Here is a 22150-nt window from a genome sequence, read left to right as displayed (position 1 = left end):
CGCAGCCGCCTCGTTCCGAAGAAAAAGGGCACGCCACAAGTGACGATCGTGACCGGCAAGGCCGAGGCTCGCCGAAGATTGCAACCCGGTTGGTCCGGCGCGCTGCGGAAGATCTGGGAGCATCGCGCGGACTACGCGTACGTGCTCCCAGCGATCGCCGTGATGCTCATCGTCATCGCCTATCCGATCTACTACACGGTCGAGCTGTCGTTCTTTAAGACACCGCCTGGCCTGCAACTCCGCGACAAGACCTTCATCGGCTTCGACAACTACACGACCATCCTCACCAGTCAGGTGTTCTGGAAAGTCACCTGGAACACACTGATCTGGACTCTGGGGTCAACTTTCATCTCCTTTGTCCTGGGGTTTGCCACAGCGCTGGCGCTCCACCGCGACTTCATCGGCCGTGGTGTCCTGCGCGCCGTCCTGATCATCCCTTGGGTCATCAGCGCCGTCGCCGCCTCCTACATCTGGAAGTGGATCTACCATTCGGACTTCGGGATCATCGGCGCGGTGCTGGTCGGCCTCGGATTGGCCGCCCAGTCGCCGAATTTCATCGACAATGTCAGCACGGTGCTGCCCTCCCTGATCGTCGTCAATATCTGGCGCGAGTTTCCGTTTGCCATGATCATGATGATGGCCGGCCTGCAGACAGTCCCCGACCAATTGCTGCGTGCCGCAAAAGTCGACGGTGCCAATGCGTGGCAGCGCTTTTGGCACGTCACCTTCCCGCACTTGCGCAACGTCTCGGTGGTGACGATGCTGCTGCTCGCGGTGGCCAACTTCAATTCCTTCATCATCCCCTGGATCATGACCGGCGGCGGGCCGTCGAACGCATCGCATATCTGGATAACCCACATTTATGAGCTCGCCTTCGGACGGCAGCGCTGGGGCGTGGCATCGGCTTATTCGGTGCTCCTGTTCCTCACGCTGATGACGCTGGGCTACTTCTACGTCCGTGCGTTAAGCGGCAACGAGCGAAAAGAGGGGAGCGCATGAGCACGATTGCCGAGACAGCCCCTCGATCCCAGACCCGTCGCCGCATGCGCGTCGACGGATGGCGGTGGGCCGGGCGCATATTCCTCGTGTTCATGCTGCTTTATACCGCGTTGCCGATGATCTGGATGCTGATCACCTCGATCAAGTCCGGATTCGCGGCGACGCAATTCCCGCCGCAATGGTGGCCGGACGAACCTACCCTCGCCAGCTATCAGAAACTGCTCGATCCGCAGAACAGCGTCGGCCAGGACTTCCTCCGCTTCTTCTGGAACAGCCTTTTCGTGTCGACCGTCACGACAATCCTTTCGGTGATCGTGGCTGTCCCAGCGGCCTACGCGTTTTCGCGCTTCAGTTTCCCCGGCCGCAATTTCCTGTTCTTTGCCGTGCTGCTGCGCAATATGTTCCCGGCGGTGATCTTTCTCGTGCCACTCTTCATCCTGATGCGCGCGATCGGTCTGATAAACACGCATGGCTCACTGATACTCACCTATCTCACCTTTGGCCTGCCGCTGGCGATCTGGCTGCTCAAGGGCTTTTACGACAATATCCCGGTGCAGCTTGAGCAGGCGGCGCGCATCGATGGCGCAACACGGTTCCAGGCCTTCATCATGATCGTGATGCCGCTCTCGACGCCGGGGATCATCGCCACCGCAATCTATTCCTTCATCGGCGCGTGGAACGAGTACATCTACGCCTACACCTTCCTCTCCAAGAACGAGCAGTTGACCCTGCCGGTCGGCATCCAACGCTTCTTCTCGGAAAATACGACGGACTTTCCGGGCCTGATGGCGGCCAGCTTCATGATGAGTGTGCCCGTCGTGGTGCTGTTCCTGGTCCTGCAACGATACTTCGTACGCGCCCTTACAGAAGGCGCGGTCAAGCACTAGGGAGTTGCCGATGGCCCACGTGGTCCTCCAAGATCTCGTCAAGAGCTATGGCAGCTTCAAAGCTGTCAACCACGTTTCGCTGACGGTCAATGACGGCGAGTTCGTTGCGCTCGTCGGCCCTTCAGGCTGCGGCAAGACAACCACGCTCAATCTCGTCGCTGGGCTGACCCCGATCACATCGGGCGACATCATCATCGGCGAGCGCGTGGTCAACGACCTCGACCCCAAGGACCGGGACATCGCAATGGTGTTCCAGAACTACGCGCTCTACCCGCAGAAATCGGTCTACAAGAACCTCGCGTTCCCGCTTCAGATGCGCAAACTCCCCAGGGACGAGATCGACAAGAAGGTCAAGGAAGCGGCGCGAGTGCTCGACATGACGCACCTGCTCGAGCGCAAGCCGCGCGAACTTTCGGGCGGGCAGCAGCAGCGTGTGGCTCTTGGCCGTGCCCTCGTTCGCGACCCCGCAGTGTTCCTCATGGACGAGCCACTGTCCAACCTCGATGCCAAACTGCGCGTGCAGATGCGGTCGGAGATCAAGCGTTTCCACCAGGACCTCAAGGCGACGATTATCTATGTGACGCACGACCAGCTCGAAGCCGTGACCATGGCTGACAAGATGGCGGTGATGAATGGCGGCTACCTGCAGCAATACGATTCACCGGCGCAGGTCTTTGCCCATCCGGTGAACATGTTCGTGGCCAGCTTCATCGGCAGCCCGGCGATGAGCGTTATTCCGCTGCAGGCCTCGACGGCAAACGGCAACACGGTGTTGACCGGCGCCGAGGGCTGGCGCCTTGAGCTCTCACCGCGCAATGCCCAGAAGGTGGCGAAAGCGACGACCAGGAAAGTCGTGCTCGGCGCACGTCACTCGACGATCAAGCTGCACAAGAGTGCGGTGCCAAGCAGCGTCCCGGCCAAAGCCTATACGGTGGAGCCGACCGGAGACGTCACCTTCGTCCAGGCGTTCCTGTCCGGCGCCATCGTTAACGTCAGCGTGCCGCCAAACATTGCCGTCTCGCCCGACGAGCAGATCTGGCTCGAGTTCGACCAGGAGCGGATGCATCTGTTCGACGGCGAAACTGAAATGGCCCTCAAGGCCAACTGAGATAGGGCCGATGCGTGTGGAACGTGGGCGTGGATGACTGAGAAGCTTAAGATCACCGCGATCAAGCCCTATCCGGTTTGGGTAGGAACGCGCAACCAGATGCTCGTCAAGGTCGAGACTGACCAAGGCATCTTCGGCTGGGGCGAGAGCGGCTTGAGCGGTCGCGAGAGGGCCGTGGCCGGCGCGGTCGAGCACTATCGCGAGTTTCTCATCGGCCGCGACCCGATGCAGATCGGACGGATCTGGCAGGAGGTTTACCGCAGCCAGTACTTCGAAGGTGGGCGAGTCCTTCAGGCGGCGATTTCCGCCATCGACATCGCCCTTCACGACATCAAGGGCAAGGCGCTGGGCGTGCCGGTCTACGAGCTGCTGGGCGGCAAGCAGCGCGACCGCATTCCCACCTTTGCCTCGACCGGCGACGAGGCCGAGGGTGACGTTGCCATCGAACGGGCCCGCGAACTTCGCGCGCAGGGGTGGCAGGCGATCCGCTTCTTCCCCTTCGGGCAAAACAGCAAGGACATCTTCGAGCCGCGCGAGTCCATCGGCGCTACCGCGGGTATGCTGAACAAGGCGCGCGAGGCGCTGGGCAGCGACGCGGTCCTCGGCCTCGACTATCATCATCGGCTGTCGGTGGCAGAGGCCGCGAGCTTCTGCAACAAGCTCGGTCGCGGCGTGCTTGATTTCCTCGAGGAGCCGATACGGGCCGAAACGCCGGAGGCCTATGAATCGCTGCGCACGATGACCGACATCCCCTTTGCCATCGGCGAGGAATTTGCCAGCAAGTGGCAGTTCCTGCCCTACATCGAGCGCGGCATCCATCAGTTCAACCGGATCGATGTTTGCAATGTCGGCGGGCTCACCGAGGCGATGAAAATCGCTGGCTGGAGCGAGGCGCATTATGTGGACCTGATGCCGCACAATCCCCTTGGTCCAGTGTGCACGGCCGCGACCGTGCATCTCGCTGCCGCGGTACCCAACTTCGCGTGGCTCGAGACCAGGGCACCCGAAACAAAGCTGGGCTTCGACAATTCCGACTTCTTCCCCGTGCAACCACGGCTCGACGGGACCGATTACCCGGTCGGCGATCTGCCGGGACTCGGCGTCGAGGTCAACGAAGTTGCGGTCCAGGCGCAGAGTTTGCGTTTCTGGGAAGCGCCTCACCTTAAGCGCCGCGATGGTTCTGTTACGAACTGGTAGTTCTATTCATCCGGAGTCCACAATGACGCATACTTCCGATATCACGCGGCCGCCTAAAGACCTGATCGACGCGCTAAGGGAGATCGGCGCCGCGACGGTTGCCGGCACGCTTGGCCACATGGGCTTCCGTAATCCGCACATGGTTGGTCCGGTGGCGCAAAACCACGGGAAGTCGATCGTCGGGCCGGCGTTGACGCTGCAGTTCCTGCCGCAGCGGCCTGACCTCTTCACCGAAGGAGAATATGCCGATCCGGAGACGCAACTGCACCGGCACGTGCTCTACCACGCGCAGGAGGGCGATGTGGTCGTGGTCGACGCGCGCGGCGACATGAGCTCGGGCGTCTTCGGCGATATGATGTCGACGTATTTCAAGGGCAGGGGCGGGGCCGGTATCGTCATCGATGGGTGCATGCGCGACCGGCCCAATGTCGAAAAGCTCGATCTGCCCCTATGGCTGCGCGGCTGGACGCCAAACTATCATGTGCAGACGAGCATCTATCCCAACGCCGTCAACGTTCCGATTGCCTGTGGCGGTGTCACGGTGATCCCCGGCGACATCATCGTCGCCGACGACGACGGGGTGGTGGTGCTTCCCGTCGCAATGGCCCCGAAGGTGATCGAAGACTCACAAAAGCATCACGATTGGGAGGAGTTCTCGCGAGCGAAGCTCATGGAGGGCGGCCCGTTGCAACGCTACTATCCGCTGCATGACGATGCCCGCGGGGAGTACGAGGAGTGGCGCAAAACAAATCGCCTGGAGAACCCGAGTTAATCAGCAGGCCTTGGCGATCAGTTCTTCCAGGCAATCGGCAGCCCCGGTCCCCGGCACGCCGAGATCTCTGACACTGTCCATGTGGTTGCGGTTCGGGAGCACATGCGACGTTACCAACGATCCCTGCCGCAGCAAGCTTGCTTTGAATCGATCGGCTTGCTGATGGAAGGGTGGCGTCTCATTGGCTCCGACCAGAACCGCCGCCTTGGTTTGAGGATCATGCCGACAGGCGAGCGGCGTGAACATGGCGACTTCCTCGTCGGTTATTCCAATCTCGTTGGCGAGAAAGGAATCCTGGAGCGGCTTCAAATCGTAGAGCCCGCTCAACAGAAGGGCTGCCCTTACATTCGAGGGGGTGTGCGCCCCATCGAACAGGAACGTTGCAAGATGGGCTCCAGCCGAATGACCACTGACGGTCAGGGCCGCCGGGCTTCCGCCATGATCGGCGATGTTGGCCAGGACCCAGTGCTTGGCCCGGCGCACCTGGTCGACGATCCTCGCCATTCGGACCTTGGGCATCAGAGCATAATCAAGGATGACGGCAATGGCCCCGGCCTGGGTAATCGTCGTCGCCATATATGAATAATCGCGCTTGGAGAACATTCTCCAGTAGCCGCCATGGACAAAGATGTGCACCGGAAGCGCCGTTCTTTTGCCCGCGGGAAAGAACAGGTCCATGGTCTCGGTCGGATCCGGTCCGTAGGCCACGTCAGCGGTCATCGCAATGGTGGCGCGGGCGACCTCGCTGCGATCAACGAAGTCCTGCACGATTTCGTCAAAATCCGCGACGTGGTCGCGGATGCGAAAGGGATCGCCTTGCATTCTTCTGCTCACATGCTGATGGCGAGGTATTTCGCCTCCATGAATTCCGCAATGCCGTGATGCTGCCCTCCCTCGCGGCCGAGCCCGCTCTGCTTGACGCCGCCGAAGGGGGCTGCTGGATCGGACATCAGCCCGCGGTTGAGAGCAATCATCCCGGCCTCGATCCGCGAGGCCACCCGCATGCCGCGCGCCAGATCGCGCGTGTAGATGTAGGCAGCAAGCCCATATTCGGTGTCATTGGCGCGCGCGATGACCTCGGCCTCCGTTTCGAAGCTCGAGATTGGCGCCACCGGCCCGAATATCTCCTCATGCGCCATCTTTGCGTCGCCCGGCACGTCGCGAAGCACTGTCGGAGGGTAGAAGAAACCACGTCCGGACAGGACTGAGCCGCCGCACAAGACCCGCGCGCCGCGTGTGACCGCGTCGACGACAAGGCGGTCTATCTTCTCGATCGCCTTTTTCGTGATCATAGGCCCGCATTCCGTGTCCGGGTCGGTGCCGGCGCCGACCTTGAGCGACGACATCCGCTTCTCGAGGCCCTCGCAGAAGGCTTCGTAGATGCCAGATTGGACGTAGAGGCGGTTTGCGGCCGTGCAGGCCTCGCCGGCGTTGCGCATCTTGGCCACCATTGCGCCATCGAGCGCCGCTTCGAGATCGGCGTCGTCGAACACAATGAACGGTGCGTTGCCGCCGAGTTCCATGGAACACGAGATCACATGCCTGGCAGCCTCTGCCAGCAGAGCGCGACCCACACCCGTCGAACCGGTGAAGGAGAGTTTGCGCACCCGCGGATCGGCCAGCATGGCGGCTGTCAAAGGCCCAGGACTGGAGGTTGTCAGGACGTTGACCACCCCTGGTGGAACGCCCGCGTCCTGGTAGAGCGCGGCCAGCGAGTAGGCGGTAAGCGGGGTCTCACTGGCCGGCTTCAGGATCACCGTGCATCCAGCGGCAAGTGCCGGCGCGATCTTGCGCGTCGCCATCGCGGCAGGAAAATTCCAGGGCGTGATCAGGATGCATATGCCGATCGGTTCGTAGTCGACCACAATGCGATTGGTACCGGAAGGCGCAATACCGAATTCACCGGTAATGCGAACGGCCTCCTCGGCATTCCAGCGGAAAAATTCCGCGGCATAAGCGATCTCGCCGCGGGCATCCCGCAGGGCCTTGCCGTTTTCCAGTGCGATGAGAGTAGCCAGTGCCTCCGATCGTTCCGTCATCAGCTCAAAGCAGCGTCTGAGGATCTCGGAACGCTTTCGCGGCGACGTTGTTCGCCAGCCATGGGCTGCTTTGGCAGCGGCGTCAACGGCGGCGGCCGCGTCCTCCAAGGTCGCATCGGGTACGGCCGCGATGATGGCTTCCGTCGACGGATCAATGACCGGAATTACCCTGCCATCCGCGGACTGCCGCCATTGGCCGCCAATATACAGCCGGTGCGAAATTGTGTGGAAGTCGCTGACGCCCTGATCATCCGACAGAACCTGTGAAAACGTGTTCATCTCGATATTCCCGCTTGTTTACATGACGCAGCTGGCGAGGTCGCCATCAAAGGCGGCCTGGACCAGGCGTCGCATGGACCTCAAATCGAATGGCCGCGGATTGTTCTTGATGAGGCGCTCGATACCGATCGCCTGTTCCGCCGTCCAATCGAGCTTGTCGGCAGGCAGCCCCAGCTCGGCCAACGTGGGGGTGATCCCGATTGCCCCAAACAGCCGACTGACCTCGCCAATGGTCGCGTCGGCCAACTCTTCGGGCGTCCGGCCTTTTCCATCGAGGCAGAGCGCGTTGGCGATCTCGGCCATCTCGGTCGCTGCGGCTGTTCTGTTGTACTTCATGACGAATGGCAGCATGGTGGCGACACCCAATCCGTGAGCGGTGTGGGTTATCGCGCCAACCGGATATTGCACGGCGTGCGCTGCCGCCGTGCCGGCCGTTCCGAACGCGCAGCCGGCTGCAAGTGCACCCATCATGACGTCGGCCCGGGCGTCCTCGTCAGAGGGCCGGCGGTATGCCGTTTCAAGGCTTCGGCCAAGCAGCTTGATCGCCAGCAGGGCGAAGTGGTCGGTCAAGGCGGTTTTGCCGATAAAGACATGTTTCTGCGGAAGGCCGGGATCGGTCCCACGCCTAGCGGCGGTGAAGGCCTCGATTGCATGCGTCAGCGCATCGGCGCCTGCCATCGCCGTCAATGCCGGCGGGCATGTCATTGTCAGTTCAGGATCGCAGATGGCCGCGGCCGCGATCAGATACGGACTGGAGATGCCGACCTTCAGCGTGCGATCCGGATCGGAGATCACGGCAACCGGGGTCACTTCAGAGCCCGTGCCGGCTGTCGTCGGCACCGCGATCAACGGCAGCGTCGGACCGGGCACCTTGAACTCGCCGTAGTAATCCTGGAGCTGACCGCCGTGACTGATGAGCAACGCGGCGCATTTCGCCATGTCGAGACAACTGCCGCCGCCAATGCCGATCACCACGTCGGGCGCGAACTTCCGTGCTTCCTCGACGCAGACGGCAACGGTGTCCCGAGGAACGTCGGGCAGCACACGATCATGCACCAGTACGTCTATCGAGGCGGCTCGCAGCCTCGTGACAATCTCTGCGAACAGGCCCGTTGCGGCAAAACGTTCATCGGTGCAGACGAGTGCGCGACGCCCGAGCCTCGCCGCCACAACCGGAATGACATGGCGTTGGCCCTTCCCGAAGAGGATTTCGCGCGGCAGCCTTAGGGCAGCGAAAAGGCTCATGACCTGCATCCTGTGATGATGACTGGATTGGAATGCGAGATGGCGTTCAACTCGGCCCCAAGGCCGGGTTCGATGTAAAACCCGTCTCGCAGCGCGGTTGCGTATCGACGTGCCGAACCATCGCCCGCAACGCTGGCGGTCCGTTCAGCAGGTGAGGAAGCACGGGCTGCCAGGGCGGGACGCTGTTCCAGCAGGGCCGCTGCAAATTCGATTGCTTTGTCTCCTAGCTGCCGCAAATGATATCCTCTATAAAATCGTATATGATATAGGATTGCATTGGCCGGAGCATCGTGTTAGCAACTCAATGTGTCAAGAGGCAATACATGCAGGCCATGAACTTACCCAGTCTAGACGAAGCGAACCTCACCGGCGGGCGTATCCAGCGCTCCAGCAGCCTGGTTGAGGACGTCTACGAAGCGATCTTTGCGCAACTCATGTCCCTGAAGATTGCGCCGGGCTCGCGCATCACCGTCGACAGCCTGGTCAAGGAATTCAACGTGTCCCACACGCCGATCCGCGAGGCGCTCGGCCGGCTCGAAGGCGAAGGCCTGGTGCTGAAGACGCATCTGATCGGTTACCGCGCTGCGCCGCAGATTACGAAACGACGGTTCGATGAACTCTACGAGCTTCGCCTGCTGCTCGAGCCTCATGGTGCAGCCAAGGCAGCGGTGCTCATGGACGAGGTAAAGCTCGCACAGCTTCAGACATCGGCCGGCGTCATGGCGCGCCGTGAGGGCAAGGACGAGCGCCTGCGGTATTCCAACTTCGCCCGCCAGGATGCCATTTTCCATGACAAGGTCATGGAATTCGCCAACAACGAACTCGTGCGCGAGACACTGGCGCACCAGCATACCCACTTCCACATATTCCGCCTGATGTTCCATTCGCGCGTCACCGAGGAGGCGCTTGACGAGCATGAGGCCATCCTGGCCGCTTTCGCTGCGGCCGATCCTGCCGCTGCCGAGCAGGCGATGCGTCGCCATATCGAGCATTCCCGCGACCGTTTGTTGCTGGCGTTCGACTGAGACTGTCCCGATGTCCCCGTACCCGCCGTTGACGGTCATCACGCAGGCCAGTGCCAACGAAGACTACTTCCCCGATTCACCCTTCTAGAAACTCAAACCTACCAGGCGAGTACAGGTCTCGCCCGGCCGTTGTCACAGGAAAGGAAGTACCATGCCAGGCAAAAAGATCCTGATGCTGACCGGTGAATTCACCGAGGAATACGAAATCTTCGTCTACCAGCAGGCGATGGAAGCGGTGGGCCACAGCGTCCACGTCGTGTGCCCAGACAAAAGCGCCGGAGACCTGATCAAAACATCGCTGCACGATTTCGAGGGCGATCAAACCTACACCGAAAAGCTCGGCCACTATGCGCTGATCAACAAGACCTTCTCCGACGCTGAGAAGCAGCTGGAGCAATACCACGCTGTTTACTGCGCGGGCGGTCGTGGCCCCGAATACATCCGCACCGACAAGCGCGTGCAGGCGATGGTGCGCCACTTCCACGAAACCAAGAAGCCGATTTTCACGATCTGCCACGGCGTGCAGATCCTGATTGCGGTAGACGGCGTCGTGCGTGGCAAGAAGGTCGGCGCGCTGGCGGCTTGCGAGCCCGAAGTGACGCTTGCGGGCGGCACCTATATCGACCTGTCTCCAACGGAGGCATATGTGGATGGGACGATGGTTTCGGCAAAAGGCTGGACGGCGCTTGCTGCGTTCATCCGCGAATGCCTGAAGGTGCTGGGAACGGAAATCCGCCACGCGTAGACCTTTGCTCCGACGCATCCAAAAGGGTGCGTCGGTCCTTGCTGCAGCCTCCGTAGCTTCTGCCGATAGTCTCCCGAGCTGATAAGCTTCCGGAAGGCACGTCCCTTAGGTAGCGCGGCCATAACGGTCCCCTCGGCCCTGCGCAACTTTGTCGGTAGTCAAAGGGTGAGGGAAACCAAACTCGCTTACGAGTGATCGGACAACTCGTGCTACCTAATCCGGACAACTCATCTGCTTACGACGCTACGAAGTCGCACCGCTGTCGGAAGTCGCACCGCTTGAGTACCCGACGTTGCTGCTCTATATGATGCGTGATGATTGATGCGCACCAGGAGGGCGATATGAGAACCACACTGGCGATCGATGACGACGTCCTAGTCGCGGCCAAGGCCATCGCCCGGCAGCAGGATCGCAGCCTCGGCGAGGTCATCACCGATCTCGCCCGGCGCTCTCTGCGCCGGCCTCAAGCCGGCGGCGAGCGCAACGGGATTCCTCTACTGTCGCCTCGGCCGGATGCACCTCCTGTCACGCTTGAGACGGTCAATGCCCTGCGAGACGAACTGCCTTGACGTTCCTGCTCGATGTCAATGTGCTGATCGCACTGATCGATCCTGGCCACGTCGCCCATGACGACGCGCATGACTGGTTCGAACAGGCCGGCAACGCCGCATGGGCTACGTGTCCCATCACCGAAAACGGCGTCCTGCGCATCGTCGGCAACCAAAGATATCCCAATTCTCCCGGCTCGCCCGCCGTCGTTGCGCAAATCGTTACCAAGTTGCGGGCTCTGCACGGGCACAGCTTCTGGCCCGACGATGTGAGCCTGGTTGGCTCAGGCGACATCGATGCAGCGAAAATCCTGACCTCGGCACAGGTCACGGATACGTATCTTCTCGCGCTCGCCAAGGCGCGTGGCGGCCAACTTGCGAGCTTTGACCGCAAGCTGTCAGTCGCGGCCGTGAAGGGCGGGAAGTCTGCACTGCACCTGATTCCCACAAGGTAGACCGGCCGGGCTCTTTTTGTCTGTTCTGCATCGCCGAACCGCGCAGGTTGAGATAGGCGTAGCCGCGCAGCACCATCAGGCCGGTGCGCTCAGGCGCAATGCGCTACCGTTCGTCCAAGGCCACGAGTGTCTCAACATGCCGCCCCTCTTGGATGGTTCGTCCTCCAGCTTCCAGTCAAGGTCGGGCTTGAACCGTTGCGCGGCTGCCTGCGACTGGTACAATGCGTCGGCTTACGAAGCGAAGCTGTTGTTTCTTGGCGACGAATGTTTGCTGGGTGATCCATGGCAAGACATCGGTGCTCAGGGGCGCTGGCGGTGTAGTCGCCAATACTTTCGAGACTGGCGCCAGACAGACGCGCCGCACGTTCGTGTCCCACCTTACAACCTCTAGGACCTCGCGACATCGAGCCTATCCGGAGTGGTTCTACCCGCTGGTCGAAGATAAGCCGTTTCTGACCTTCGGCATGCCGCGGGACGTGTTCATCTCGATGGTTGGCGCGGCCGAGTTCACGCTCGGATTCGGGTTGGAGATGCTCCTCCGGGCACCTCAGCTTCTTGGCCTTGACCACCCTCGGTCCAACGTTGAAGCTGCAAGAGGCAGAAATTCGCTGTTTAGCGACCTTGCCAGGATTCCCCAGGCCCGCGGCCCATCTGGCCAGTTCGACCTCGGCCGCGATGCCCTGTCAGCTGAAACGGTTGGCGCGGAAGGTTGCAAGCATCGGGTGCGGATTGCCGGAGGCGATTTCTTTGGCAAGCAATTCGCCGACGATCAGTCCAAGCGTGGCGCCGCTGTGGCTAAAGGCGACGTGAAGCCCGGCGACGGTCTCGACTGAGCCAAGCACCGGCTCGCCGTCGCCGGGGATAGGCTTCGGGCCGACAGCATAGGTAGCGAGTTGGAGCCGCGGATTGCCGTCGAGCACGGCACTGGCCTCGTCGAGCAGTCCTTTGATGGTCTTGTCGTGCACGGTGTAGGTGCCGTCCGGGTTGACCACGACTTCTTCCTCCGACCATGCCGAATCCAAAACAAATGCGCCATCCGGCGTCGGGCGCACCGCCACGCGCGGCGTATTCAGCACGGCACGGAGCTCGGTCTTGGTCGGCTTGGTCTTCAAAAGAAGTGAAATCGGCGTGGCGTCGGGGACATGGACGCCGATCTCCGCAAGCATGACAGGCGTCGCTGGCCCAACGGCAAGGACCATTGCATCCGCCTTTATCGGCGCACCATCGGCAGTGACGACGCCACGCGCGCGACCACCTGTGGCATCCATCCGCACGCGTCCGGCGTTCTGGACGAGCTTGCCGCCGCGGGAGCGGAACTCATTGAGCAGCAGATCGATCAGGCAGGGCAGGTCAACCCATCCTTCGCCAGGATTGAAGATGGCGCCCTGCGGGGTGATGGCGCTGGCGTTGACGCCGGGCGTCATTGCACCAACTTCGGCAGGGCCGAGCAGAAGCGCGTCATAACCAATTTCCTGCTCCAGCTGGCAGATGGACGCGATCTGGTTCGCCTCATCATCCGCATCCCAGGTGAGGCCGCCGTCAAAGCGAAGCCACGACGCGGTTTCCGGCCTTGTGGCCGCCAGGGTCCGATAACGGTCGATGCCTGCAAGCCTCAAGCGGTGATAGGCAGTGTCGGCACGTCGCGCTGAGTTCAGCCAGGAAAGTGAACGGCCGGATGCACCGTTGGCCGGCGCGCCGTCATTGACAATGGTTACATCAAAGCCAAGACGAGCGAGGTGCAGCGCGGAAGAGGTGCCGAAGATGCCTGCGCCGACAACGACGACTTGGCGCGGTTTTGCAGATGCAGTCATAGGGAAATCCTTTTACGCAGAAGCCGGGCTGGGAGTTGTTGGATCGCTGCAGAGCGCGGCGGAACTAGTAGTCCGTTAGCTTCTTCATGTAGCGCCGGCCATCGAGCATCGGCCGGCCACGCAGGCCGGCCAGCTCATAGGCAAAACGCCATAGAGTGTCGAAGAAGACCAAGGGCACGAGATAGGGTTTGATGTCATCGGACATACCGCTGAGGTCGAGTTCCGCTCCATCTAGCACCAGGATGTTTTCCCGGCTTCCATGTTTGAAAAGGAAGTCGCGGGCGCGTTCGGATAGGCTCCGCGTTTCGTCCAAACCCAGCAAGACCACGAAGCAAGCATCCCGGTCCACCACCTCAAATGGGCCGTGAAAGAACTCGTTGGCGTGTATGGCCTGCGAGTCGTACCACTGCATCTCCATCAACACGCAGATGGCGTACGAATAGGCCGCACCATAGCTGGCACCGCTGGCCAGTGTGTAGATCGCATTGCGCGGCGCGAAACGGGGGGCGAAGGCCTTAAACCGGTCGGCATAGGTCCGGTGCGCACGCTCTATCGCCGGCTGAAGATGGCTCAGGCTCATCAGCACATCGGCAGTTAGCCCGGCATCCTCCCGAGCATCGATCAGGCCGGCGAGCAACATATAGAGCACGCCGTAGTTGCTGCAGGCTGAATCGATTGCTTTGCCCGTCGTGTAGGAGGCCTGGTAGGCGACGGCGTGGTCGACCGCCCGCGCGAGGGGCGATATCTGGTCGAGCGTCATGCCGATTGTCGTTGCGCCTCGATCCTTTGCATGATTGGCCGCTCGCACAGTTTCGTGGGTGGTGCCGGTCTGCGAGCAAAGGACAACGAGCGCGTCGGGTCCCAGCCGTCGCGGGTCTCGGCAGACGAACTCATCCGCGTTGTAGATGTCGCAGGCGAATGTGCCGCTGTGACGGTCGACGAAGTATTTGCCTGCCATCATGATCGAGAGCGAGCCGCCGCACGCCACGAGGAATAGGTGCGAAAACCGCCTGCCCGCCGTAGCGGTCAGGGCGCGTTCCACGTCGGCGGGCAGGGCGGAAATCATGAGCTTCCTCGTCTCGTTGGCAGAGCTGCGGGCCGGCGCACAATTGACAGATGGCAGCCAGTGTGCGAACGTTATCACATCCTTTAAACTGAAAGTCCTGCAATGGTCAAGATTGCCGCGATAGGCGATAACGTGGTCGATTGTTATCTTGCTCGCGGCGAGATGTATCCTGGTGGAAATTGCCTCAATGTCTCGGTCTATGTCAGCCGCTTCGGCGGGCGATCGGCCTATGTCGGAGCGATCGGCAAAGACCGGGCGGGGGACCTTATCTGCACTGCACTGGCGTCGGAGCGCGTGGACATCACCCGATTACGGCGCCTCGAGGGGCCGACCGCTTACTGCCTCATAGGTCACCGCAACGCCGATCGGATTTTCCTGGACTTCGATCTCGGAGTTTCGGTGTTTACGCCGACGCAAGAAGATCTGGATTTTCTCTCGAGCTTTCAGGCCGTCCACATCGGCCAGTCCAGCGGGTTAGACCCGTGGGTTGCCGCTGTATCGAGTAAGTCCCTGCTGTCTTACGACTTTTCTACGCGGCGGGAACCGGGACATCGACGCGAGATTGGGCCCTATTGCTATCTGGCTTCCGTCTCGGGTGACGGTCTCGACGACAACGAATTGGCCGCAATCGCAGCCGAACTCCTTGGATATGGTTCAAAGTGGGTCCTTGTGACTCGTGGCCGAGCCGGCGCGGTGCTTCACGCCGACACGGTCTCTTACCGCACCCAGGCGCGGCTGGTCGAACCGGTCGACACCCTGGGCGCGGGCGACACCTTCATCGCCAGAACGCTATTCGGCCTGCTTAAGGAAGAGGCGCCTCAAGACATTCTCGGCCATGCCGCGGAGGCGGCGGCCGCTACCTGCCGGTACTACGGGGCGATCGGCCATGCGACAGCAATCGAGTTAGGAAAGATGACGCCGGAGATCCTTCGCGGAGCTCGGCACGCTCAAGACTGGAAAACCGTCTAGCAGCGAAATTCTCCGAAACAATTGACGCGAGAAATGGACAATGCTAGAGGAAATGATAACGTTCTCACCTATCTGACCAAAACGCCACCTAAGAGCGTTTTGATGGATGAGACGTCGAGTGGGATCGCAGGGCCGAGTTCGGCCAATCGTAAGAGGAGAAGACATGCACACGAATTCGAGCAGGCGCCAACTTGTGAAATCCGGTCTGGCGCTGACGATCGCGCTGTTGACAGGACTTGGCACGTTGGCCTCGTCAACGCAGGCAAACGCGGCCGACAACCCCTACAACCTCATCGACCCGACGGTGATCAGCGTCGGAACCATGGGCGATGCGAAACCCTATGTCTTCACCGACGCCAACGGTAACTTCACTGGCTTCGACGCTGAACTCTTCCGCGATGTGGCGCGCCGGCTCGGGTTCAAGGAGGAACAGGTCGTTTTCACCGGCCAGGAATTCTCGGCGCTGCTGCCGTCGGTTGCCAACGGCCGGTTCGACGTCGCTGTCGCCGCCATCGGCACGACCGCGGAGCGCAAAAAGACAGTGGATTTTGGCGACGGCTATCTCGCCGGCTACCTGTCGATCATTTCGGCTGATCCGGCACTGACGAGCAATGAGAGCACCGCCGGAAAGCGCATCGGCGTGATCCAGGGAACGCTGCAGGAAATCTATGCCGAGAAGAATCTGAAGGGCGACATCGTCAAATTCCCCGACAACAACACTGCGGTGGCGGCGCTGAATAACGGGACGATCGATGGCCATTTCACTGACTATGAGTCGGCCAAGCAGTATGTGGAGCGCTACAAGAACCTGAAGATAACAATGAATGTGCCGTCCTTCGATGCGCCGGCCGGGTTCGTGGTCAAGAAAGGCAACGATGCCTTCCGCGAGGCGCTCAATAAGGCGCTGCGCCAGGCCATGGACGATGGCACCTGGAAACGGCTGCATGAGAAGTGGTTCCCGGGCACTCCGATGCCGGATCAATATCTGCCCAAGAAGTAAATTCGCGCGTATTCATTTTCGTTTCCGGCCGGGCCCGTGAGCAACGGTGCCCGGCCGAGTTATAGATGGACTTGATATGAGCTGGTTCGATACCTTCGCCCGCAGCTTCCTTGATTTCCAGGCGATGGCAGAAGTTCTGCCAAACATGGTGATGGTCGGCCTCAAGAACACTTTGATCCTGGCCCTTGCCTCGACGTTTTTCGGGACGCTGATCGGTATCGTCCTCGCAGTCATGGGGATTTCAGAGAACCGGCCGCTGAAACTCCTTGCCCGAGTCTACACCGATATCTTCCGCGGGCTTCCTGCTATTGTCACGATCCTGATCATTGGCCAAGGCTTCGCGCGGTTGGGCCGAGATCTGTTCGGTCCATCGCCTTATCCGCTGGGCATTCTGGCGCTCAGCCTGATCGCCGGCGCCTATATCGGAGAGATTTTCCGCGCCGGCATCCAGAGCGTCGAGCGTGGTCAGATCGACGCCACCCGCACTCTCGGTATGACGTATGGCCAAGGCATGCGCCTGGTGGTGATCCCGCAAGGCATCCGCCGCGTCCTGCCTGCACTGGTCAACCAGTTCATTGGCAACGTCAAAGACTCCAGCCTGGTCTATTTCCTTGGTCTGCTCGCCTCCGAACGCGAACTGTTCCGCGTTGGCCAGGACCAGGCCGTGCTGACCGGCAACCTGTCGCCGCTGTTGCTGGCCGGCGTGTTCTATCTCGTGATCACGGTGCCGCTGACCCACCTCGTCAATTACATCGACGCGCGCATGCGCGTCGGCAAACGTATCACCGCTGTGCAGAGCGGCCTCAAGGAAGTCGCCGAGCTTGCCGAAGCCGGCGTGCCGGGCGCAGCGAAATTGCCCGCAGTGGCGCCCACCCGCTTCAAGGGCGGCGGCATCGAGGTCAAGAACATCGACATGGCCTACGGCGCCGTCCAGGTGCTCCATGACGTCAGTCTGAAAGTCGAGCCCGGGACCGTCACCTGCCTCGTCGGTCCGTCCGGCTCGGGCAAGTCGACCTTGCTGCGTTGCCTCAACCGCCTCGTAGAGTGTCGAGCCGGTGACATTCTGCTCGATGGCGAAAGCATCTACAAACAGACCTCTGACCAACTCCGCCGGCGCGTCGGCATGGTTTTCCAGCAGTTCAATCTGTTTCCCGACCGCAGCGCCCTCGCCAACATCACCCTGGCGCTGCGCAAAGTAAAACGCATGTCGCGCGAGGAGGCTGAGGGAGCGGCCTTAGCGAGGCTGCATGAAGTCGGACTGCTGGAGCGCAAAGACCATCGGCCGGCCAATCTCTCGGGCGGGCAACAGCAGCGGGTAGCCATCGCGCGCGCCCTGGCCCTCGAACCCGAAATCATGCTGTTCGACGAAGTCACCAGTGCCCTCGATCCGGAATTGGTCAAAGGTGTCTTGAACTTGATGGCCGACCTCGGACGGGGCGGGATGACGATGGTGGTCGTTACGCACGAGATGAACTTCGCTCGCAAGGTCGCGAACCAGGTCGTATTCATGGACGAGGGGCGGATCGTCGAGGCAGGCCGACCAGAGGATCTATTCGACAATCCGCAAAGCCCGCGTCTTCGGCGCTTTCTGTCAGAGGTGCTGTGATTGCAATGGTGTGCGCAACGGCGGCTGTTGCGGTGTTCGGCCTTGCGGGGCGGGATTAACTGCCGCTAGGTCGCCGTCACGCGTGCGCATGGGCGGCGGGGTTTGCCGAGTGACTCAAGAATCGTCGAAAAACGCAACTATCATAGAGGTCGCTCGTCGGGCCGGGGTGAGCTCCGCCACCGCGGGGCGTGTACTTGGTGACTACGGCTACAGCAGTCCTGAGGTTCGGGAGAAGGTGCGCGCGGCGGCAGCTGCGCTGGGCTATCGGCCCAATCGCCTGGCCAAAGGCCTGATCACCGGTAAGACGCAGACTATCGGAGTTGTGGTTGGCGACATCGAAAGCCCATTCTACGCCAGCGTGCTGCGCGGAATAGGGGATGTCGCGCGCGGTGGCGGCTTCGGGGTTATCGTTACGAATAGTGACGAAAATGCCGAACTCGAGCGAGAGGCGGTGCAGTTGCTGCTGGAAAAGCAGGTCGATGGGTTGATCGTCTCATCGACCTTCGTGGACGAGCCGGATCATCTTCGTGAAGCAGTCGCGGCCCGCTGCCCCGTCGTGCAGTTCGACCGCATAGTGGCGGGCCTGGAAACCGATTCAGTCGTGGTCGACAACGTTTCTGTAACGCGTAACAGCATCGCGGCCATGATCGCCGCCGGACACAGCCGCATCGGAATACTGGCGGAACTCGGGCCGGGCCACCGCGATGATGTTGGCTCCTTTGTGGCGAACGCTGATCTCTCCAGCTTCGACGTTCGCCACCATCATCCAAGCTGGCAACGATTGTTGGGTTATCTCGAAGCCCATCGTGCCGCAGGTATCGAGCCGGATCTGCGGTTGATCCGCCGCGTAGCGGTCTATTCTAGCGAGGCAGCTCGCAAGGAGGCGCTCGATCTGCTGACAATGCGCAATACGCCGTCCGCTCTATTTACCGCCGATGGTGTGATGTCGACAGGCGTTCTGGAGGCGACTTCCGCACTAAAGCTTGCGATTCCAGGAGACGTTTCGCTGCTTTGCTTCGACGATCTCGATTGGATGCAATTCGTGGCCCAGGGTATCACAGCCATCGCCCAGCCGGCGCATTTGATCGGGGCGGCGGCGGCGGAGCTTCTCTTGAAGAGGCTAGCGCAGGCCACGTTACCTTTCGAGCATCGTGTCCTGGCAGCCCAGATCGTGGAACGAAATTCCATTGCCGTGCATGGCCAATCGTAGGTTGGATCATCCGAGGTTCCGCAGCAGGTGCGTCCCTGACATTTCAAGCTGTGGTTGCGTTGACCCAAAACGGTCGTGCTTCATTCTGGAAACATCGACAAGTTAGTTTGAAATCGCTGACCTGGAGCCGACGCGCCATTTTCGGTTAAACGGCGAACGCCAGCAGCCGGGCGGGTCGAGGGGCGGAGAGGGCAGGGCGCGGTCGAAGGCAAACAAACAACGAGCATCGCCGCGCAGTGCGGGGATAGCGATCCTTTGCCGTCGGCCGGTTTTCTGAGAGCATCACAGAGTGCGCACAATCCGGGAGCCGATATTCCATGCCAACAAGAACCGATGTTAGTGAAGCGCGCCGGTGGTTTGCCGAGGACCTGCGTGTCTCATCGCCTGTCTTGCACAACCCTGCAGTCATCGAGGCCTTCGCAAAGGTTCCGCGCGAACACTACCTTGGCAACGGGCCTTGGCGTATCCATTCGAGATTGCAAATCGGGGCGGTCCATACCAGCCCTTCAGCCGCACTTCACGAGATTTACCACGACGTTCTGGTCTCGCTTGACGAAAAGCGCGGATTAAACAGCGGCTTGCCGTCGCTTTGGGCATTGGTTTTCGACCATCTGAACTTCGCCGCCGGCCAGACTGTTCTTCAGGTGGGCGCTGGTGTCGGCTATTTCACCGCCATCCTCGCGGAACTGACGGGTTCTGAAGGGCGCGTGATTGCATATGAGATCGACGAAGAACTCGCTCGGCGCGCGCAAAGCAATCTTGCTCATTACGCCCATATAGAAGTGATACCCGGTGATGCAACGCGGGCAGTTGATCTGCCAAACCTCGATGTCGTGGCCGCCTTTGCCGGAGTGACGCACGTGCCGGAACGGTGGCTTTCAAATTTATCCGACACGGGTCGGATGGCGCTGCCGTTCACAGGTGAAGACCAACGAGGCGTCATGATGCTTCTGGAAAGGGCTGGCTGTACGTTTCCTGTAAGATCACTTATGCCATGCGGGTTTTATCCCTGCAGCGGAGCTAGGCGCAGTGACGAAGAAAAGGCCTTGATGGCCGCCCTCAAGGCTGCCCGAGGCAAGCTCACTGGTCTCGCGCAATATCATCGAGGGCGACCAGCAAATGGCCTCGAGAACGCTTGGCTGGTGACCGACACATACTGGATTTCGAAAGCCTAGCGGTCGATGTCAATCTCGCGTGTCGCCGCCGTAGGGTGTGGCACGCATTGAAGGGCGTTCCACGAAGGATCTATACCATTGTGTCAGTCGCGGCCTTCCCTGCAAGAAGTCCGGCAGTCCCCGGAACTCCAGCCAGCTTAGGCAAGTGGCGAGCGCGATGTGGCCGACATGGAGCGGCGCGTCGAATTCGACCGCGCGTTCCACGAAATTGTAGGATTCGATGAGCTTCATCGTCATGCCTGCGCCCAAGGCAGGGTAACGCAGATGTTCAGGGCGGCGCTCGTTTTCCCAGCGGATGGAAATGCCTGCGTCGCACATGCCGCCGGCGAGCGCCTGGAGGCGCAAGGCGGACCATTTTGCTCGCCCTCTTTCGGGGATGAGCCGACGACTGCTTTCGAGATCGTCGAGATAGCCGCAGATTACGCTCGAATCGAAGATCGTATAACCGTCATTGAGAACGAGAACGGGCACTTTGCTAAGCGGATTGATCGCAAACACATCCTCGTTGCGATTGATGGGGCTCGTCCTCCTCCAGAGCGTGACCTCCAGTATCTTGGAGGCTCTGGAGTGACCAGACAGAGCCGTTTTGAGCAGGGCAGCCTTTCGGGGTTTCAGACAACCCCCAGAGTAAATGAACGAAAGTTCCGTTCGTTCGAATGATGACAAGTAAGGAAATAGGAGGCAGGCTTTACGCCTTATTCGGTGCCTTGGCGTTGCCGAGGGTGCTTCACTAGCATTGATCCAGCGCCGCGCGCGTAAGTGGAGAATACAATAGCGGTGAGGGCCGCGGTCGGTGAGGTTCAGTGATGAATCATCTGCAGATACGCGGCAGGGGGTGTAGCGCCATGCTATCCCTCGTTCCGTTATGCCTTGTTCTGCTGTCGGCATCTCCGGCAAATAGTCAGTTGGCGCCCGAAGCGTCAGCTGTTGCCGCAGCTAACGACAGCTCGTCGGTCGTGGTTTCGGAACACACCGAGGTCGACAAACAACCGGGCAAGCCGCAACCGAGCGCGCTCGGATCCTATATATCTGGAGAGCTGGTGCTCAGCGAAACACAGGCACCCAAGGAGGGCGCGCAAACGCCGCTCGGCGAGCATGTGGAGGGTTTGCGCCGCGAATTGGCCGCAGCACGAGCGGAGCTAGACGTTATGCAGCGCGGCGCACGTGACCTAAGCGCCCAGGCACACGTACTGACAGACACGGTGGCTCAGCAAGCACAAGCCCTAAAAGAGCAGCAGCGAACAGACGAAGCGCTCGCGCTCGATCTGGAGACGGCGCAGCGCGTTATCGAAAGCTACAGGGCCGAAGCCAGTCTCTGGAACAGCGAGAAGGCTGCCACGCTTGGAGCGCATCCCTCTATGGAAGTCTCTCAGCTTGCTGCCAAGCGAGCGCTTGATGACGAGCGGCACAAGGTTGAGCTCTTGGAACAAGAACTTACTACGGCTCGCCAAACGATCGATGCTCTTAAGACAGGCGCAAATCTGGCAGCCGTCGAGCAGGCCAACGCCATAAGGGACCGACAGGTGGCCGAGGCCGCTGTAAAGCAAGCTCGAGAAGCACTCGAACTGGGACGCGAACGAGCAGATTCAGCTGTACGAGCCCTCGCCATCGTTCGCAAGGAACGCGATGCTTTAAAGCAGAACTCGATAGAATTGAGTGCGGCGCTGGACCAAGAGCGTGAAAGGGCTATCGGTCTAGCCCGCAGCCTCAGTGCCGCGCGTGAGGCAATTGATATTGTCAAGGGTAAGCGTCGCACTGCGGCTGTGGAGCGCGCGCCGAAAGCACGTACCCCCGCGAGTGCACATGCAAGTAGGCCATCGCGTTCGGGCTTCCAACCAGTCCGTAAACCGGGCTTGCCGGAAAAACAGAAAGTGAAGGTCCAAAAGTCACCGCAACCTGTTCTGCTGTCAACCATCGCTCTTCCCGCCGCATTGCTCCCAACGCGACCACCGAAAAAGCTCGACCTAGGCCAGTGAAGAATAGTGAGCGAAATGTATGCCGCAGGGGAGTATGA

General features: G+C 60.7%; 21 protein-coding genes. 15 read left to right on the top strand and 6 right to left on the bottom strand.

All coding sequences use genetic code 11. From position 1 onward, the window contains the following. Positions 1-39 precede the first annotated feature (39 nt). Genes NKI17_RS10050 through NKI17_RS10030 form a run of 5 tightly spaced genes read left to right on the top strand, consistent with a single transcriptional unit; the run spans position 40 to position 4963 of the window. Positions 40-999, top strand: coding sequence for a carbohydrate ABC transporter permease (locus tag NKI17_RS10050; RefSeq protein ID WP_352905830.1), 960 nt, complete (start codon positions 40-42; stop codon positions 997-999). Next, positions 996-1886 (top strand): carbohydrate ABC transporter permease, encoded by an 891-nt coding sequence (locus NKI17_RS10045; RefSeq protein ID WP_352905828.1) that lies wholly within the window; start codon positions 996-998, stop codon positions 1884-1886. Before NKI17_RS10050 ends, NKI17_RS10045 begins: the two co-directional genes overlap by 4 nt. A gap of 10 nt (positions 1887-1896) precedes the next feature. After that, positions 1897-2994, top strand: coding sequence for an ABC transporter ATP-binding protein (locus NKI17_RS10040; RefSeq protein ID WP_352905826.1), 1098 nt, complete (start codon positions 1897-1899; stop codon positions 2992-2994). A gap of 33 nt (positions 2995-3027) precedes the next feature. Beyond that, positions 3028-4191 carry a mandelate racemase/muconate lactonizing enzyme family protein gene (locus NKI17_RS10035; protein ID WP_352905824.1) on the top strand — a complete coding sequence of 388 codons (1164 nt, stop codon included), beginning with the start codon at positions 3028-3030 and terminating at the stop codon, positions 4189-4191. Positions 4192-4213: 22 nt separating this feature from the next. Then, entirely contained in the window at positions 4214-4963 is a 750-nt protein-coding gene (locus NKI17_RS10030) for a ribonuclease activity regulator RraA (protein ID WP_352905822.1), read from the top strand. On the opposite strand, the gene NKI17_RS10025 is transcribed toward NKI17_RS10030, so the two are convergent. The 3 genes from NKI17_RS10025 to NKI17_RS10015 are packed head-to-tail and all read right to left on the bottom strand — an operon-like array spanning position 4964 to position 8526. Further along, the gene (locus NKI17_RS10025) at positions 4964-5785 is read right to left on the bottom strand and encodes an alpha/beta hydrolase (protein WP_352905820.1); all 822 of its coding nucleotides are present in this window, start codon (positions 5783-5785) and stop codon (positions 4964-4966) included. It lies immediately after the preceding gene. 8 nt (positions 5786-5793) lie between these two features. Further along, the gene (locus tag NKI17_RS10020; protein WP_352905818.1) at positions 5794-7281 is read right to left on the bottom strand and encodes an NAD-dependent succinate-semialdehyde dehydrogenase; all 1488 of its coding nucleotides are present in this window, start codon (positions 7279-7281) and stop codon (positions 5794-5796) included. Positions 7282-7299: 18 nt separating this feature from the next. Next, positions 7300-8526 carry an iron-containing alcohol dehydrogenase gene (locus NKI17_RS10015; protein WP_352905816.1) on the bottom strand — a complete coding sequence of 409 codons (1227 nt, stop codon included), beginning with the start codon at positions 8524-8526 and terminating at the stop codon, positions 7300-7302. 323 nt (positions 8527-8849) lie between these two features. Between NKI17_RS10015 and NKI17_RS10010 the strand changes: the two genes are divergently transcribed. From NKI17_RS10010 to NKI17_RS09995, 4 genes are all read left to right on the top strand, one after another. Further along, positions 8850-9551, top strand: coding sequence for a GntR family transcriptional regulator (locus NKI17_RS10010; RefSeq protein WP_352905815.1), 702 nt, complete (start codon positions 8850-8852; stop codon positions 9549-9551). Between the two features lie 151 nt (positions 9552-9702). Next, complete coding sequence (locus NKI17_RS10005; RefSeq protein ID WP_352474439.1) at positions 9703-10296, top strand: DJ-1/PfpI family protein; 594 nt, start codon at positions 9703-9705, stop codon at positions 10294-10296. Positions 10297-10637: 341 nt separating this feature from the next. Then, positions 10638-10865 carry a hypothetical protein gene (locus tag NKI17_RS10000; protein ID WP_023679266.1) on the top strand — a complete coding sequence of 76 codons (228 nt, stop codon included), beginning with the start codon at positions 10638-10640 and terminating at the stop codon, positions 10863-10865. Continuing rightward, positions 10862-11299 carry a TA system VapC family ribonuclease toxin gene (locus NKI17_RS09995; protein WP_352905814.1) on the top strand — a complete coding sequence of 146 codons (438 nt, stop codon included), beginning with the start codon at positions 10862-10864 and terminating at the stop codon, positions 11297-11299. Before NKI17_RS10000 ends, NKI17_RS09995 begins: the two co-directional genes overlap by 4 nt. 683 nt (positions 11300-11982) lie before the next feature. Here the strand turns inward: NKI17_RS09995 and NKI17_RS09990 are convergent. Further along, a complete protein-coding gene (locus tag NKI17_RS09990) occupies positions 11983-13110 on the bottom strand; it encodes an NAD(P)/FAD-dependent oxidoreductase (protein ID WP_352905812.1) in 1128 nt (375 codons plus the stop codon). A gap of 64 nt (positions 13111-13174) precedes the next feature. Then, positions 13175-14176 carry an SIS domain-containing protein gene (locus NKI17_RS09985; protein WP_352905810.1) on the bottom strand — a complete coding sequence of 334 codons (1002 nt, stop codon included), beginning with the start codon at positions 14174-14176 and terminating at the stop codon, positions 13175-13177. A 102-nt stretch (positions 14177-14278) separates the two neighbouring features. Here NKI17_RS09985 and NKI17_RS09980 point away from each other — a divergent pair, with 102 nt between their 5' ends. The 5 genes from NKI17_RS09980 (at position 14279) to NKI17_RS09960 (ending at position 20136) form a co-directional block, all read left to right on the top strand. Then, positions 14279-15145, top strand: coding sequence for a PfkB family carbohydrate kinase (locus tag NKI17_RS09980; RefSeq protein ID WP_352679454.1), 867 nt, complete (start codon positions 14279-14281; stop codon positions 15143-15145). A 163-nt stretch (positions 15146-15308) separates the two neighbouring features. Continuing rightward, positions 15309-16145: an ABC transporter substrate-binding protein gene (locus NKI17_RS09975; protein ID WP_352637498.1), complete on the top strand. Its 837-nt coding sequence runs from the start codon at positions 15309-15311 to the stop codon at positions 16143-16145. Positions 16146-16221: 76 nt separating this feature from the next. Further along, the gene (locus tag NKI17_RS09970; RefSeq protein WP_352756458.1) at positions 16222-17751 is read left to right on the top strand and encodes an amino acid ABC transporter permease/ATP-binding protein; all 1530 of its coding nucleotides are present in this window, start codon (positions 16222-16224) and stop codon (positions 17749-17751) included. 88 nt (positions 17752-17839) lie between these two features. Next, complete coding sequence (locus NKI17_RS09965) at positions 17840-18961, top strand: LacI family DNA-binding transcriptional regulator (protein WP_352905808.1); 1122 nt, start codon at positions 17840-17842, stop codon at positions 18959-18961. Positions 18962-19278: 317 nt separating this feature from the next. Further along, positions 19279-20136, top strand: coding sequence for a protein-L-isoaspartate O-methyltransferase family protein (locus NKI17_RS09960; protein ID WP_352905807.1), 858 nt, complete (start codon positions 19279-19281; stop codon positions 20134-20136). Between the two features lie 9 nt (positions 20137-20145). Here the strand turns inward: NKI17_RS09960 and NKI17_RS09955 are convergent, their stop codons facing one another. Beyond that, positions 20146-20685 (bottom strand): glutathione S-transferase family protein, encoded by a 540-nt coding sequence (locus NKI17_RS09955; RefSeq protein ID WP_352905874.1) that lies wholly within the window; start codon positions 20683-20685, stop codon positions 20146-20148. A gap of 257 nt (positions 20686-20942) precedes the next feature. On the opposite strand from NKI17_RS09955, the gene NKI17_RS09950 reads away from it, so the two are divergent. Continuing rightward, on the top strand, positions 20943-22112 hold the full coding sequence (locus tag NKI17_RS09950; RefSeq protein WP_352905805.1) for a coiled-coil domain-containing protein: 1170 nt from the start codon (positions 20943-20945) through the stop codon (positions 22110-22112). Positions 22113-22150 lie beyond the last annotated feature (38 nt).

The organism is Mesorhizobium sp. M0816 (assembly GCF_040320005.1).
In the GTDB taxonomy this organism is placed as follows: domain Bacteria; phylum Pseudomonadota; class Alphaproteobacteria; order Rhizobiales; family Rhizobiaceae; genus Mesorhizobium.
This window is presented reverse-complemented; position numbering and strand designations above follow the sequence as displayed.